Raw genomic sequence first — 14,337 nt, forward strand, 5'->3', positions numbered from 1 at the left:
GCCAAGTTTTTTATTAATACATAAATTCAATATATATAGTTATTATACTTCATATGCAGCATATCCAATTAATCCTGGACCAGTATGAACCCCTAACGCGGGACTAATCTGTGAAATATGACCTTCAATTATATTACCAATATTTTTAATACTATCATATAATTGCTTAGCTTCTTCTTCTGCACCACCATGTATAATGGCTATATTATATTGTTTATCACCAAATTCTTCTAAAATCATAGATTTCAATCTGCTTATAGATTTTTTTCTACCTCTTATTTTTGCAATAGTAAAATAAACACCTTCATCGTTTATTCCAATAATCGGTTTTATATTGAAAAATTCTCCAACTGTACCTTCAACTTTACCGATTCTACCACCTTTTCTTAAGTAAGTCAGTGTTTTCAACACATAACAACCCTTTAATTTATCTCTTATTTCTTTTGCTTTATTAATTACATCATCCATATTTTGAGTATATGCAAGCGAAGCTGCCTCTTTCACAATAAAGCCTAAAAATATACCTAATGTTTTAGAATCATATACTCTAATATTGAGTCGTTCATAGTCTTTTGCCAGTAACTTAATCAAATTAAAGGTTCCACTAAGATTTGAAGAAATCGTTATTACAACAGCATCAGTATAACCATCGTCAGCAAGACTATCAAAAGCAGATAGAATATCTTCTGGGACAGGTAACGATGTTTTAGGAACTTCTTTTTCAATATTGTCATATACTTCCTCAGGTTGTATTTCAATACGATCCCTGTATTCACGGTCATGGTATATAATTCTTAATGGAAGTAATTTAATGTTATATTTCTTAATGATACTATCGGGTAAATCACAAGCAGAATCTGATAATATTGCTATTTTTTTCATAAGCGATTCCCTCCAAATGTTTTTATGCGGTTTCAATAACTACATAATATGTTATTTAAAATTATATCATATATTATCAATTAACACAACAAGTTATACCTCATAAGCAACATATCCGATTAACCCCGATCCCGTATGAACACAAGATACTGGACTAAGGCATGTCATAATTATTTCTTTCTTAATTCCTATATTCTTAATATCTTCAATCATGGCTTTAGCATCTTCTTCTGCTCCACCATGAACAATTGCTATTGTATAATTTTTATTACTGAATTCTTCTTCAATCATACTTCTTATTCTATGAATAGCTCTTTTTCTTCCTCTTACCTTTGTTAATGGATAGTAAACTCCATCTGTATCAATTCCAATAATAGGTTTAATATTAAGAATTCCACCTATTGTTCCTTCTACTTTTCCTATTCTTCCTCCTGCTTTTAAATAGACCAATGTATCAATTAGATGACACCCTTTTACCTTATTTCTAACTGACCATATTTTTTCTTTAATCAACTCATGATTACCAGTATATGCAAATCTAGCCGCTTCAAGTACCATGAACCCATAGAACATAGATACTGCTTTTGAATCAATAACCTCTATGTTAAGTTGTTGATATTCTTTTGCTACTAAATTTATTAAATTATACGTTCCACTAACCTTAGAAGATAATGTTAATACAATTGCATCCGTATAACCTTCTGTTAGTAGCTCTTCAAAAACATTAATAACATCCTCTGCAACAGGTAATGATGTTTTTGGAATCTCATAATTTAATCTATTATAAACTTCTTTTGGTGATATTTCCATGCGATCACGAAAATCTCTATCTTTATATATAACCCTAAGTGGTATTAATTTAATATTATATTGCTTAATAATTTCTTTTGGTAAATCACATGTTGTATCTGCAACTATGGCTAACTTTCCACCCATCAAAACAACCTCCATAAAGCAAATAATTATTTGTTTATAATATAACCATTTTTTATGATTTATATAACTATCTATTTATGAATTAGCAAAAAAAAACAACACCCATTATGGATGTCATTTAATATACTATTTTATTCCTATATCTTTCCTAAAATGTTTGTTAGTAAAATCAACTTCTTCTACCACTTTATATACCTTATCTCTAGCTTCATTTATATTATTACCAATGGCCGTTAATCCTAATACTCTACCACCGTTAGTAATTATTTTATCATCAACTTTTTTAGTTCCGGCATGAAAAACAACTATATCCTCTTTATTTTTTTGCGCTTCCAGACCTTTTATCTCGTATCCTTTTTCATATTTAACTGGATAGCCTCCAGAAGCCAAAACTACACAAACAGCAGCCTTATCATCCCATTTTACATCGATCTCATTTAATTTTCCATCAATAGCATATTCTAATATCTCTAATAAATCTGTTTGAAGTCTAGGTAATACTACTTGTGCTTCAGGGTCACCAAATCTAGCATTATATTCTAATAATTTAGGTCCCTTCTCAGTAAGCATCAACCCAAAAAACATTATTCCAGTAAAAGGTCTTCCTTCATTTTTCATAGCCATTAAAGAAGGTTTGAAAATAGTCTCAACACATTCTTCATGTATCTCATCTGTATAATATTTACTTGGTGAAAAAGTTCCCATTCCACCAGTATTCAATCCTTCATCACCATCAAAAGCTCTTTTATGGTCTTGTGCACTGACCATCGGAATGATGTTTTCTCCATCACAGAAAGATAAAACAGATACTTCTGGTCCTGTTAAAAATTCTTCTATAACAATTTTATCTCCAGCATCTCCGAATTTCTTTTCAATCATTATGATATTTACTGCTTCTTGTGCCTCTTCATATGTAGAACATATGAGTACTCCTTTACCAAGAGCAAGACCATCCGCTTTTATAACCATAGGATATTCACATTTCTTTATATGATCATTTGCCACATCAATATTATCTATAACAACATATCCTGCTGTAGGAATATTATATTTCTTCATAAGGTCTTTTGAAAATATTTTACTACCTTCTATGATGGCAGCATTTTGTTTAGGACCAAATATCTTTAATCCCTTGTTTTCAAATGCATCTACTATTCCCAACATCAATGGATCATCCATACCAACAACTGTTAAATCTACTGGATTATTTATCGCAAAATCCAAAAGCCCTTTTATATCTGTTGCAGAAATATCTACGCACTCTGCTATTTCTGAAATTCCCGCATTACCAGGAGCACAATAGATTTTACCCACTCTTTTACTTTTGGATAATTTCCATATTATAGCATGTTCTCTTCCGCCGCTTCCTATAACAAGTATATTCATCTATTCCATCCCTTCACATATATTGATTGTCATTATAATATATCTTGAATTTTTCTCTATATTATTCACTGATAATTACTTTATTATCTTCTACTTCAATTCTGTTCTCCGAGTATAATTTTATAGCTTCAGGGAATATTATCCATTCAGCTTCTTCCATTACTCTACGCTGTAGAACTTCTGGTGTATCATCCGATCTGACATCAACAGCTTTTTGTAGAATAATAGGACCTGTATCAGTACCTTCATCAACAAAATGGACTGTAGCACCTGTCACCTTAATTCCACGATCAATTACCCCCTGGTGCACTTTTAGTCCATAGTATCCATCACCACAAAATGATGGTATTAATGAAGGATGAATATTCATGATTTTATTAGGAAAAGCTTTTACGAAGTCTTCTGATAAAACCACTAAATACCCTGCAAGAATTATTAAATCTATATCCAATGATAAAAAATGATCTTTTAGTGCAATACTAAATTCTTTTCTTGACTTATAGTCTCTAGGCTTTATGCATCTACCTTCGATATTATATTTTTTGATTCTTTCTAGAGCATAGGCATTTTCTTTGTTACTAACTACAGAAACTATCTCAGCATTAGATATGGTACCATCTTCAATCCTATCAATTATAGCCTGTAAGTTAGTACCTCCGCCAGAAACAAGAACTCCTATTCTTAGCATATAATTACCCCTTCGTCACCTTTTTCGACTGAACCGATCACGTAACCCTTTTCACCTATTGATTCCAGGATATCCATTGCTTTTGCAGCTTCATCTTTATTAAGTACCAAAATCATGCCGATACCCATATTAAAAGTATTATAAATACTTCTTTCTTCCATTTCGCCTATCTTCTGCATTAAGCTAAATATATTATGAACAGGCCAAGTACCTTTATTTATCTTAGCACTATACCCTTCTTTTAATGCTCTAGGAATATTTTCAATAAATCCACCACCAGTAATATGACTGATTGCTTTTATTGTTACTTTCTCCTTTAATTCACCAATCTGTTTTACATATATTTTAGTTGGTTTAACTAACTCTTCTCCTAGAGTACAACCTAATTCTTCTATATATTCTTCTAACTTTTCTTTAGTAGGTTCAAAAAGTTTTCTAACAAGAGAATATCCATTGCTATGTATTCCAGACGATGGTAAACCTAGAAGTACATCTCCCTCTTCTATCTTTGACCCGTCAATGATTTTACTTTTATCAACGATACCAACAGCAAAACCCGCCATATCATATTCATTCTCTGGGTAAAATCCTGGCATTTCAGCAGTTTCTCCACCAATAAGAGCGGCACCTGATTGTCTACACCCTTCAGCAACACCACTTACTATATCAGCTATCTTCTCTGGTATGTTTTTGCCACATGCTATATAATCCAAGAAGAATAGTGGTTCAGCACCACAACATATGATGTCGTTAACACACATAGCTACTAGGTCAATTCCGACACTATTATGTTTATCGCTTAAAAATGCAACTTTCAATTTAGTTCCAACACCATCTGTTCCAGATACCAACACCGGTTCTTCCATCTTATGTTTAGCTAATGAAAATAAACCTCCAAATCCTCCAAGATCTGTTACAACACCTTCTGTAAAAGTGGTTTTTACATGTTTTTTCATTAATTCCACTGCTTTATATCCTGCTTCAACGTCTACTCCTGAAGCTTTATAATCCACTGCCATTATTTTTCCTCCTCATTGTCAACATCCATTGGGTATTTACCATTAAAGCATGCCATACAATAGTCTCTTTTACCATCTTTACATGTACTAAGTAGACCTTCATTACTTATATACCCCAAACTATCTGCACCAATCAAATCTCTTATTCCATCGATTGACATATTACCAGCTATCAGATTCTCTCTCTCAGGAGTATCAATTCCAAAATAACAAGAATGCTTGACTGGGGGTGAACTAATACGAACATGAACTTCTTTTGCTCCAGCAGCTTTTAATAAGCTAACAATCTTTTTACTTGTTGTTCCTCTTACAAGAGAATCATCTATCATTACAACTCTTTTGCCTTCAATCTGACTTCTTATAGGATTTAATTTCATGTGTACTCCTAATTCTCTCATTTCTTGGCTTGGTTGAATGAATGTTCTTCCAACGTATCTATTTTTCATGAATCCACCAACATATTTAATTCCAGAAGCATGAGCAAAACCATGAGCAGCAGCAAGTCCAGAGTCAGGTACACCAACTACCACATCTGCATCTATTGGATGTTCTTTAGCTAATACGATACCTGCTTGGTATCTTGCACTATATACTTCAATTCCATCCATAATACTATCTGGTCTTGCAAAATATATATATTCAAATATACATGAAGCTGATTTCTTAGGAACTTCTGTTTGTATAGATCTTATTCCTTCTTTATTAACAACAATCACTTCTCCTGGTTCCACGTCCCTAATAAATTTGATACCAAGAGAATCAAATGCACATGATTCTGATGAGAACACATATGAATCTTCTTTTTTACCAATTACAAGCGGTCTCATTCCTAATGGATCTCTTACAGCTATAAGTTTGTTAGGAGTCATGATAAGTAATGAATAAGCTCCCTTAATAATTGTCATAACTTCTTTTAATGCATCTTCAATAGCATTATATTTGATTCTGATTCGTGATAATAACGCAGCTATTACTTCTGTATCTGATGTTGTTTGAAATATGGTCCCTTGTTCTTCCAACTCTTTTTTAATTTTACTAGCATTAGTTATATTACCATTGTGAGCAATAGCCATATGTCCTTTTGTATATTTTATAACCAAAGGTTGTGCATTCTCTGCATAACTCTCTCCAGTTGTTGAATATCTAACATGCCCTATAGCTGAATGTCCTTTTAGATAATCGAGAACTACATCATCAAATATCTCTGCTACCATTCCCATTTCTTTTCTATATAAAATAGTACCTTTATTATTAACCGCTATTCCCGCACTTTCCTGACCTCTATGTTGAAGTGCAAAAAGTCCATAATATGTGAGTCTCGATGTATCGAATTCATTATTATTATAAACTCCAAACACACCACATTCTTCTTTTAATTTATCATCAAACATTGTATCTCCCTTCTAATATTCGTTAAGATTTCAATTATTAATAACTTCACTAGCCTAGTAGATAATATTGCTTAGGAATTCCCTAAAGTTCTCTTTAATATTTCTTGATAAGCACCCTCTACATTACCAAGGTCTCTTCTAAAACGATCTTTATCAAGCTTTTCTCCTGTATTCTTGTCCCAGTAACGGCAAGTGTCTGGTGAAATTTCATCAGCTAAGATAACTGTTCCATCAGAAGTCTTCCCAAATTCCAATTTGAAATCTATAAGTTCTATATTTATTGAATCAAAATATTCAGTAAGGATGTCGTTAATTTTAAATGACATCTCAGAAATCTTATCAAGTTCTTCTTTAGTAGCTAATGAAAGAGCATATATATGATAATCATTAACCATAGGATCACCAAGTTCATCTTTCTTGTAACAGTATTCAAGAACTGTTTTGTCAAGCTTAGTACCTTCTTCAAGTCCTAATCTCTTACTTAAGCTTCCAGCTGCAATATTTCTAATAATAACTTCTAGAGGTACAATCTCAACTTTTTTAACTACTGTCTCACGGTCATTGATCTCTTCTACGATATGAGTAGTTATACCTTTTTTCTCAAGTAATCCCATCAAGTAATTAGAAACTCTGTTATTGATGCTGCCTTTATCTTGTATAGACCCTTTTTTAACACCATTAAATGCTGTAGCATCATCTTTATAAGAAACTATCAACATGTTCTCATCATCTGTTTTAAATACCTTTTTTGCTTTACCTTCGTATAATAATTCTGTTTTTTTCATCTAATCATCCTCCTATTATTATTAATTCATACCTTCTAAATATTTATCGTACTTTATTTTCTCTAATTTATTAGCTTTTTCTTTTACAATCTCTCGTAGATTATTTTTATATTTCTCAACTTCCATGCTTATATTTTCATCGAATGTTCCTATAATTGATGCAGCTAGTATTCCTGCATTCTTAGCTCCATTAATTGCTACTGTAGCGACAGGTATTCCTGGCGGCATCTGAACGATTGAATATAATGAATCAATACCATTTAATGTTCTTGTCTTAACAGGAACTCCGATAACAGGCAGCGTAGTTAGTGATGCAACCATACCTGGTAAGTGTGCTGCTCCTCCTGCTCCGGCAATAATTACTTTCAATCCTTTTTCTTTAGCACTTTTTGCGTAATCATATAATCTTTCTGGAGTTCTATGGGCTGATACAACAGTTAACTCATAAGATATCTGAAATTCATCTAGTATCTTAGCCGCTTCTTGCATAACAGGTAAATCTGAGTCACTACCCATAATAATTCCAACCATAGGTTTCATAATATTAACCTCCTCATTATTGTCTTTTACTAATAACTTTTAGCTCTGTCTTAGCTTTTTCAGCTTTTTTTACTGCCTCATCAATTGTATTAGCACATACTGTAATATGTCCCATCTTCCTCTTAGGTCTAACCTCTTCTTTACCATAGATGTGAACTTTTACGTTTCCATCATCATAGACTTCATCTAATCCTTTATAATACGCTATTCCTGACTCACCATCTTCACCTAACAGATTTCTCATTACTGTTGGACATCTAAGACTTACATCTCCAAGGGGTAAACCTGTAATAGCTCTTATATGCTGTTCAAATTGTGATGTCAAACATCCTTCAATAGTATAATGTCCCGAATTATGTGGTCTAGGCGCTACTTCATTTATTAATATATTATCGTCCTTTGTAACAAACATTTCAACACAGAACATCCCTACGCCTGAAAATATTTCCATTACTCTATGGGCTAGATTCATCGCTTCATGTGTACATTCCTTAGAAATATCTGCTGGAACTCTTGTTTCATCTAATATACTGTCTATATGGATATTTTCACCTACTGGATATACTGTTATCTCACCATTGATTCCTCTACAAGCAAGTACCGATATTTCTTTTTTCAGGTCAACAAATTTTTCCACCATTAACGGGATTGTTCCATTACCTAATTGTTTATAAGATTCTTGTATGGAATCACTATTTTCTACGACATGGTTACCTTTCCCATCGTAACCACCTGTACATGTTTTCAACATCATTGGATAACCAAATTTTTGACCTGCGTTTATTAAATCTTTTGTGGACTCTACTAATTGAAAATCTGGAATTGCTATATCATTGTTAAGAAGTGTGGACTTTTGATTAAACTTGTTCTGAATTATTTCTAAGCTCTTTGCAGTAGGGTAAATTGTATACCCTTCATTTTCTAACTTTTTTAAGATATCTACATTAATATGTTCGAATTCATATGTAATTACGTCAACTTTTTTTGCCATTGTTCGTATTGCCTTCTCATCATCAAAAGAAGCCAATATATGTTCATCAGATATACTATGTGATGGGCAAGACTCTGAAGGATCTAATGTTATAACATAGAACCCTAACCGTTTAGCTTCTAGAATCATCATCTTTCCCAATTGTCCTCCACCAATAATCCCAATCTTTTTAGAAAGATTATTCATTACGAACAACTCCTTAATCATATTTGCGTTTTTTAATAGGCTGTAAAATCATTTTACAAATAAAATTGAAATAAGTCAATAGATTTTCCGAACATTTTTCTATTTTTTAATAAAAACATTCATTTTTACTTATTTTTGTTACTCTTTTAAAAAAGGATAAAACAAAAGACAAAAGTATTAACTCTTGCCTTTTATATTTATTATTCCATATCTAAAAACCATTTTATGACTTTTTTACTTTCTTCTAATTTCGAACTGTTACTAACAACACCAATTACTTTATCAGAATCACCAACCATTACTGTTTTTATTTTTTCATTATCAGTAACATCAATTCCATAAATTTGCTCTTTGGTATCTTCTTCACTTTTACTTTTTAGAAGTCTGTCAGTAAGCTTGTTCAGATCATCTTCAGAAAATACTTGATCAAGAGGAAGTATAGATCCTTGTAATACTAAGGAATCAAACTGCTCTTTGTCTAGAATTAATACATCAAGTTCTCTCGCCGAAATATTAGCTACAAATTTAGTTTGTGTAGCCATTTGCATTTGTGGTTCCTTTACTCCAAAAATAAAAGTATTGAAAAACACTTTTTTGTTACCCATTTCCTCAGTTACTATGAGAGGGTTCAATTCTTCTTCTAATGCTTCTGTGTTATCTGAAAGAATACTGCTACCTACAAAATTAACACTTACCGCTGATTTTGGTGGTGGATTGAAAACCCATATATTGAGGAAACTTCCAACAATAACCAAAACCAGTATACCAGCAAAAATATGTAACTTATAATATTCCCAGATATATTCAACTTTCTCTTTTCTTGTTAATTCCTTGAATTTTGCTTTGTTTGTTTTCTTCATCTACTTATCACCTTGTTTTTATCTATTTTGCAAAATAATATATAAAAACTATTATAACATAATTTTAAGCTTCATCAAGGGCTTTATTTAATTCTTCTGTTCCTGCAAGAACAAATCTTCCATCTTTTATTAATCCGATGCGTCCATTATCTTTAGTAATGACATCAATTGACTTAAGTCCACTATATGGTATTGTTATGTCAGTATGCTTGCCAGTATAGGCTTCATCAAGATTTGTTTTCCTTAATATTGATTTTTCGTTGTCTCTTGCAATTATTTCTTTTCCATCTGAATTATATACAGGAGTATCTTCACTCCACGCAAAACAAGTATCACCAATTGCAAAGTGAGGTCCTGTTTTTTCGGTAATCAATATTGGTAGTTTATCATCAATATTATATTTATGAGCCATTACATATGCTGTAGTATTAGTTCCTATAGCAAATTCTCCAAGGGGTAATGTATCATTAGGGAATATTAGATTTTCGTAAACGTATTTCTTATTTTCTTCAGTATCGTCAAAATTAGTACATGTATATGTATCAACAAATCCATCTTTGAAAGTTATCTCTAGATTGTTATATTTTAATCCATTAAGGAATACTTCTTCAACAAATAATGTACCATTGGTACCTTTTAAAGTCGGTGATGTATATACTTCTCCAAGAGGAATATTAACATCCGCTAAACAATTATGGAAAAGTGATTCTTTTTCTGGATTTTTTACTTCATGTAATTTAACCATTATATCAGTTTTATTAGAACCTTTTCCTTGTACGTGAGCATATTCACCCTTATCTAATGCATCTATCAGTTTCTGTTGTATTTTTTCATATATATTTACATCAAGGGTATTGACTTCAATTGTATAATCAAATATCTCTTCAAATTTATCTCCTATTTCAGGCACTGGATATGATACCATAGTAAAACTATAATTTTCACCTGATAAATATTTGCAAAGAAGTTGTTTAGCTTTCATTTGAAGATTTTTATTAAGGACTGTTTGTTCATCATTTAATTTTACACATTCTTTTTTTGTTTCTGGATAGAATGGCTTTTGTCCAAATCCTTCAAGTACAGCCGGACCACCTTGAGCATTTAATTGAGCACCCAAATCATTTATATGTTTTTCACATGCTTCCTGCTTGAGTTTTGCATATTCATCATCAATATATAATGCATAATCATATCTATGGTCATAAAAATATTGTTTATTAGGCATAGTAGAATACATTTTAGTGAAAGAATAATTGTATTCAATGTTAGTTATTGTTTCTATACTAATGATAGGTCTTAGATTTAATTTTTCAAAATTAGCTATGACTTCTTTCATAACAAGTTCAAAACCTATTTGGTATCTTAGACTAACTGCTGACTTGATTGTAATATCCTTGTTATCGTTTATAAAACCTATACGATAACCTTCTGACATAATATCAGCCATATACTTAATCTTTTCTTTTGGTATACTATTGAGATATTCTGCTATCTTTATTTCATTATAACCAATGTAATTTCCATATTTAAATAAATATCTAAGATCAGTTAAATTATCATTTTTAACCATATGGGCAAAATACGATTTATTAGGATTACTCATTTCATCATAATATAGCTTAACTTCTTCATCTACATATTCTTTTGCATCATCTGATATTATTTCTTTTAATTTGTCAGTTGAAATATCTTGATTATCCATTATATAGTTATAGCATTCCATAAATAGCTTATTGATTCTATACATAATAAAAATTTTATGTTGATAAGTTAATTGTATATATTCATGGACTTTTGTATATAGATATGATAATACTTGACCGATTCCATTACCAAATTGGGAAACAGCATAACTTGGATTACCATAACTTGTATCATAATTGCTAGGTAGAATGTCTTGATACATTCTTTCATTAAAAGATTTCAATTCTTCAAACGTCTTATTCTCGAAATATTGTTCATCCAATTCCTTTTCATGATTAGATAACATAATTATGAATTTACCTAATTCATTGAAATACTTGCCATAACCATCTTTTTGCTCAGTATCATTTACTAGTTGGTTAATCTTCACCAATGTTTTTTCGTATGCATCTAAAATAGGTTCATTTTCTTTTTTATAATATTCATTGTAATCAAACATAATTTTACTCCTTTTAAATTATATATTCTATATTTAGTAATCTATATTTTGCTCTTGAACATCTATACTAGTATTAACTTTTGTCTGTAATCAACCCTTTTGCTCTAGCAATTTTGGTTGCTGTAAAAGATACCAGAAAAGCTATAATTATACTCAGTAATACATCTGTTGGATAATGCACTGATAAATAAACTCTTGATAAAGTTATAGCTATAGCTAAAATAAGAATAGGCATATATACTTTCCATTCTTTTACCAAAAAGACAACTATGAATGCAACAGAAAAACTACTTATCGCATGTCCTGAAGGCATGGAGAAACTATTTAACTTATCAATGATAATATCTAAGCCTAGTGCATCGTATGGTCTAATTCTACAAATAACATTTTTTAGTATCAGTTCACCTAAAATAGTGTCTGTAATTAATACAGTTGCTGATATTATGCCAACAGTTCTGTATTTTTTACTTGCTATAAGCAATATGCATATAAGTATCCAAATCAAGCCTGCATTACCAATACGTGAAAAGAATATCATTATACTGTCTAGTACAGGTGTTCTTAGATGTTCAGATATATATAGTATAATATTTTGGTCAATTTGATTTATTGTACTAAATATTGTCATCACCTCTCTTTTAAACTATTACCACAGTTATCTCTCAATATCTTGCTACCTCTCCCATAAATGCAAATTTGCACACAGCCCCTATTAAGTTAAATGAATTAAAAAAATCCACGAGACAAATAACAAAAAATATAAGAGTTAACTCATTACCAGCTAACTCTTATATTATACCTTATATTCACTTTTTTTCCAACAAATTAATAGTACACTTTCGTATTTCTATATAGATGTTTGACACCTATTATGACAGCAAATATATAAAATCCGCACCCTACGATTTTTTTAATATTCATTTTTTGTTTTTTAATAATTTAGATAAAATACTTTCTTAAGTTCTGATAGAGTATCTGAAGCTATAGCCCGTGCATACTCACTTCCTTCTTTTAACATAATTAACAATTCATCTTTATTTCCTTCAAGTTGCTGTCTTTTTAATCTGATAGGCTTCAATTCTTGGTCCAAGACTTCAATCAATCTTTTTTTGATTGTGACGTCTCCTAATCCACCTTTTTCATAATGTCCTTTTAATTTATCTACTTCATCTTTATCAGGATCAAAAGCATCTAGATATTTAAAAACTACATTACCTTCTATATTTCCAGGATTCTCAATCCTAATATGATTTGGATCTGTATACATGCTCATTACTTTTTTTGATATACATTCTCTACTATCACTAAGATATATTGCATTGTTGAGAGATTTACTCATTTTAGCTTTTCCATCTATCCCAGGAAGTCTTTTTACATTTGATAATAATGGTTTACATTCTTCTAAAATATTTTTATTAAAATTATTACTCAACTTTCCCAGCATAAATTTACGAACAAATCCTTGATATAACTGGCTTGCTGGTCAATCCAGTACTGCAATTGATTTTTTATACTAGATATGTATTCAGAACTAGCCCCTTTTATCTGCTTAACAAATAAACTCATTAAACCTTGAAGAGCTGTTTCTAAGTCCATATCACTTATATCATCACAGTAATAAAAAAATAATTCGCCAAATGTTTTGGTATCTTTTTCATCACGCTTTATCCATTCAAGAAGTGTGTACCTTGTAAATACAATAGTTGTGTGGCTAATCATCATATCGTAGCTTCGACCTTGAAACTCAGTACCTAATTTCATGAAGGATTTGATAGCTTTAAAGAATAGTTCTATGCTCCATCTATTACCATAAATACGTATGATCTCTTCACTGGATAAGGTGATATCAGTACTTAGTATAGTAAGCCATCGTCTCTTGTTATTACGGTTTTTGACATAGACAATTTTTACTGGTATACCTTGTTTGGTTTTTACTGTTACTGAACCTAATATATTACCTACCCGATTTTTAGGTAATAGTGTACGCAACTCTTTTAACGTATAATTTTCCCCTTGATACGTATACTTTTGTTTGAGTTGCTTAACCATACCTATGACATGGAGTCCTTCTGCTAAGATAGACTGGATCAATGGTTCATGAGTAAACCACGTATCCATAAGGACGTAATCAGCCATAACACCTTGTCTCAAGGCATGCTTGATCATATTTATAGCTACTTCTGGTTTCTTTTGCAATGCTTCTTGTCGGCGTTTGTAGCCATGGCTACGTTTATCAACAGTCGCACATTCTTGTAAGCGATTAGTTTTATTAGAAGATGATAGCATAGCAAAATCTACAGGAACAAAGCTATAGCCATCAGACCAACCAAGGGTTAGCATAGTAAAGCCTTTTTGATACCGGTGAGTAGCATGGTCATAGATTTTAGCCATTAATTCAACGCACTTACTACGGTTTCTTGTTACCATCGTATCATCAAGGATAAGTGTATTAATACGTTCTGGTCTTGTTAATCTATGAAATGCTTTGATGACCTTGATGGTTAACAATGATAAGAACTTACGCCAAGCA

Annotated in this window: 14 protein-coding genes; all 14 read right to left on the minus strand. The window is 31.3% G+C overall.

All coding sequences use genetic code 11. The annotated features are described in order from the left end of the window. Positions 1-42: 42 nt before the first annotated feature. Complete coding sequence (locus tag ACX6CF_RS25295; RefSeq protein WP_458788165.1) at positions 43-882, minus strand: DegV family protein; 840 nt, start codon at positions 880-882, stop codon at positions 43-45. 93 nt (positions 883-975) lie between these two features. Further along, positions 976-1,818, minus strand: a complete 843-nt coding sequence (locus tag ACX6CF_RS25300) for a DegV family protein (RefSeq protein ID WP_458788166.1) — start codon at positions 1,816-1,818, stop codon at positions 976-978. 126 nt (positions 1,819-1,944) lie between these two features. Continuing rightward, positions 1,945-3,204: a phosphoribosylamine--glycine ligase gene (gene purD, locus ACX6CF_RS25305; protein ID WP_458788167.1), complete on the minus strand. Its 1,260-nt coding sequence runs from the start codon at positions 3,202-3,204 to the stop codon at positions 1,945-1,947. 61 nt (positions 3,205-3,265) lie between these two features. After that, positions 3,266-3,892 carry a phosphoribosylglycinamide formyltransferase gene (purN, locus tag ACX6CF_RS25310; protein ID WP_458788168.1) on the minus strand — a complete coding sequence of 209 codons (627 nt, stop codon included), beginning with the start codon at positions 3,890-3,892 and terminating at the stop codon, positions 3,266-3,268. Then, complete coding sequence (gene purM / locus ACX6CF_RS25315; protein WP_458788178.1) at positions 3,886-4,905, minus strand: phosphoribosylformylglycinamidine cyclo-ligase; 1,020 nt, start codon at positions 4,903-4,905, stop codon at positions 3,886-3,888. Before purM ends, purN begins: the two co-directional genes overlap by 7 nt. A 5-nt stretch (positions 4,906-4,910) precedes the next feature. Further along, entirely contained in the window at positions 4,911-6,302 is a 1,392-nt protein-coding gene (gene purF, locus ACX6CF_RS25320; RefSeq protein ID WP_458788169.1) for an amidophosphoribosyltransferase, read from the minus strand. Positions 6,303-6,373: 71 nt separating this feature from the next. Next, positions 6,374-7,087 carry a phosphoribosylaminoimidazolesuccinocarboxamide synthase gene (gene purC / locus ACX6CF_RS25325; RefSeq protein ID WP_458788170.1) on the minus strand — a complete coding sequence of 238 codons (714 nt, stop codon included), beginning with the start codon at positions 7,085-7,087 and terminating at the stop codon, positions 6,374-6,376. A 21-nt stretch (positions 7,088-7,108) separates the two neighbouring features. Continuing rightward, positions 7,109-7,627 (minus strand): 5-(carboxyamino)imidazole ribonucleotide mutase, encoded by a 519-nt coding sequence (purE, locus tag ACX6CF_RS25330; protein WP_458788171.1) that lies wholly within the window; start codon positions 7,625-7,627, stop codon positions 7,109-7,111. A gap of 16 nt (positions 7,628-7,643) precedes the next feature. After that, positions 7,644-8,804, minus strand: coding sequence for a 5-(carboxyamino)imidazole ribonucleotide synthase (locus ACX6CF_RS25335; RefSeq protein WP_458788172.1), 1,161 nt, complete (start codon positions 8,802-8,804; stop codon positions 7,644-7,646). A gap of 200 nt (positions 8,805-9,004) precedes the next feature. Further along, positions 9,005-9,664: a hypothetical protein gene (locus ACX6CF_RS25340; protein ID WP_458788173.1), complete on the minus strand. Its 660-nt coding sequence runs from the start codon at positions 9,662-9,664 to the stop codon at positions 9,005-9,007. A gap of 64 nt (positions 9,665-9,728) precedes the next feature. After that, positions 9,729-11,807, minus strand: coding sequence for an aminopeptidase (locus tag ACX6CF_RS25345; RefSeq protein ID WP_458788174.1), 2,079 nt, complete (start codon positions 11,805-11,807; stop codon positions 9,729-9,731). Between the two features lie 73 nt (positions 11,808-11,880). Continuing rightward, positions 11,881-12,435 carry a phosphatase PAP2 family protein gene (locus ACX6CF_RS25350; RefSeq protein ID WP_458788175.1) on the minus strand — a complete coding sequence of 185 codons (555 nt, stop codon included), beginning with the start codon at positions 12,433-12,435 and terminating at the stop codon, positions 11,881-11,883. Between the two features lie 303 nt (positions 12,436-12,738). After that, a complete protein-coding gene (locus ACX6CF_RS25355) occupies positions 12,739-13,251 on the minus strand; it encodes a hypothetical protein (protein WP_458788176.1) in 513 nt (170 codons plus the stop codon). Further along, positions 13,236-14,337, minus strand: a 1,102-nt coding sequence (locus ACX6CF_RS25360) for an IS4 family transposase (protein ID WP_458788177.1), incomplete at its 5' end; no start/stop codon positions are given. The genes ACX6CF_RS25360 and ACX6CF_RS25355, both read right to left, overlap by 16 nt.

The sequence above is a fragment of the Vallitalea sediminicola genome (genome assembly GCF_054408565.1).

What these genes read in the sequence shown, in the direction of transcription:
- ACX6CF_RS25295 (WP_458788165.1), bottom strand. Translation starts at nt 882, where the DNA reads ATGAAAAAAATAGCAATATTATCAGATTCTGCTTGTGATTTACCCGAT.
- ACX6CF_RS25300 (WP_458788166.1), bottom strand. Translation starts at nt 1,818, where the DNA reads ATGGGTGGAAAGTTAGCCATAGTTGCAGATACAACATGTGATTTACCA.
- purD (WP_458788167.1), bottom strand. Translation starts at nt 3,204, where the DNA reads ATGAATATACTTGTTATAGGAAGCGGCGGAAGAGAACATGCTATAATA.
- purN (WP_458788168.1), bottom strand. Translation starts at nt 3,892, where the DNA reads ATGCTAAGAATAGGAGTTCTTGTTTCTGGCGGAGGTACTAACTTACAG.
- purF (WP_458788169.1), bottom strand. Translation starts at nt 6,302, where the DNA reads ATGTTTGATGATAAATTAAAAGAAGAATGTGGTGTGTTTGGAGTTTAT.
- purC (WP_458788170.1), bottom strand. Translation starts at nt 7,087, where the DNA reads ATGAAAAAAACAGAATTATTATACGAAGGTAAAGCAAAAAAGGTATTT.
- purE (WP_458788171.1), bottom strand. Translation starts at nt 7,627, where the DNA reads ATGAAACCTATGGTTGGAATTATTATGGGTAGTGACTCAGATTTACCT.
- ACX6CF_RS25335 (WP_458788172.1), bottom strand. Translation starts at nt 8,804, where the DNA reads ATGAATAATCTTTCTAAAAAGATTGGGATTATTGGTGGAGGACAATTG.
- ACX6CF_RS25340 (WP_458788173.1), bottom strand. Translation starts at nt 9,664, where the DNA reads ATGAAGAAAACAAACAAAGCAAAATTCAAGGAATTAACAAGAAAAGAG.
- ACX6CF_RS25345 (WP_458788174.1), bottom strand. Translation starts at nt 11,807, where the DNA reads ATGTTTGATTACAATGAATATTATAAAAAAGAAAATGAACCTATTTTA.
- ACX6CF_RS25350 (WP_458788175.1), bottom strand. Translation starts at nt 12,435, where the DNA reads ATGACAATATTTAGTACAATAAATCAAATTGACCAAAATATTATACTA.
- ACX6CF_RS25355 (WP_458788176.1), bottom strand. Translation starts at nt 13,251, where the DNA reads ATGCTGGGAAAGTTGAGTAATAATTTTAATAAAAATATTTTAGAAGAA.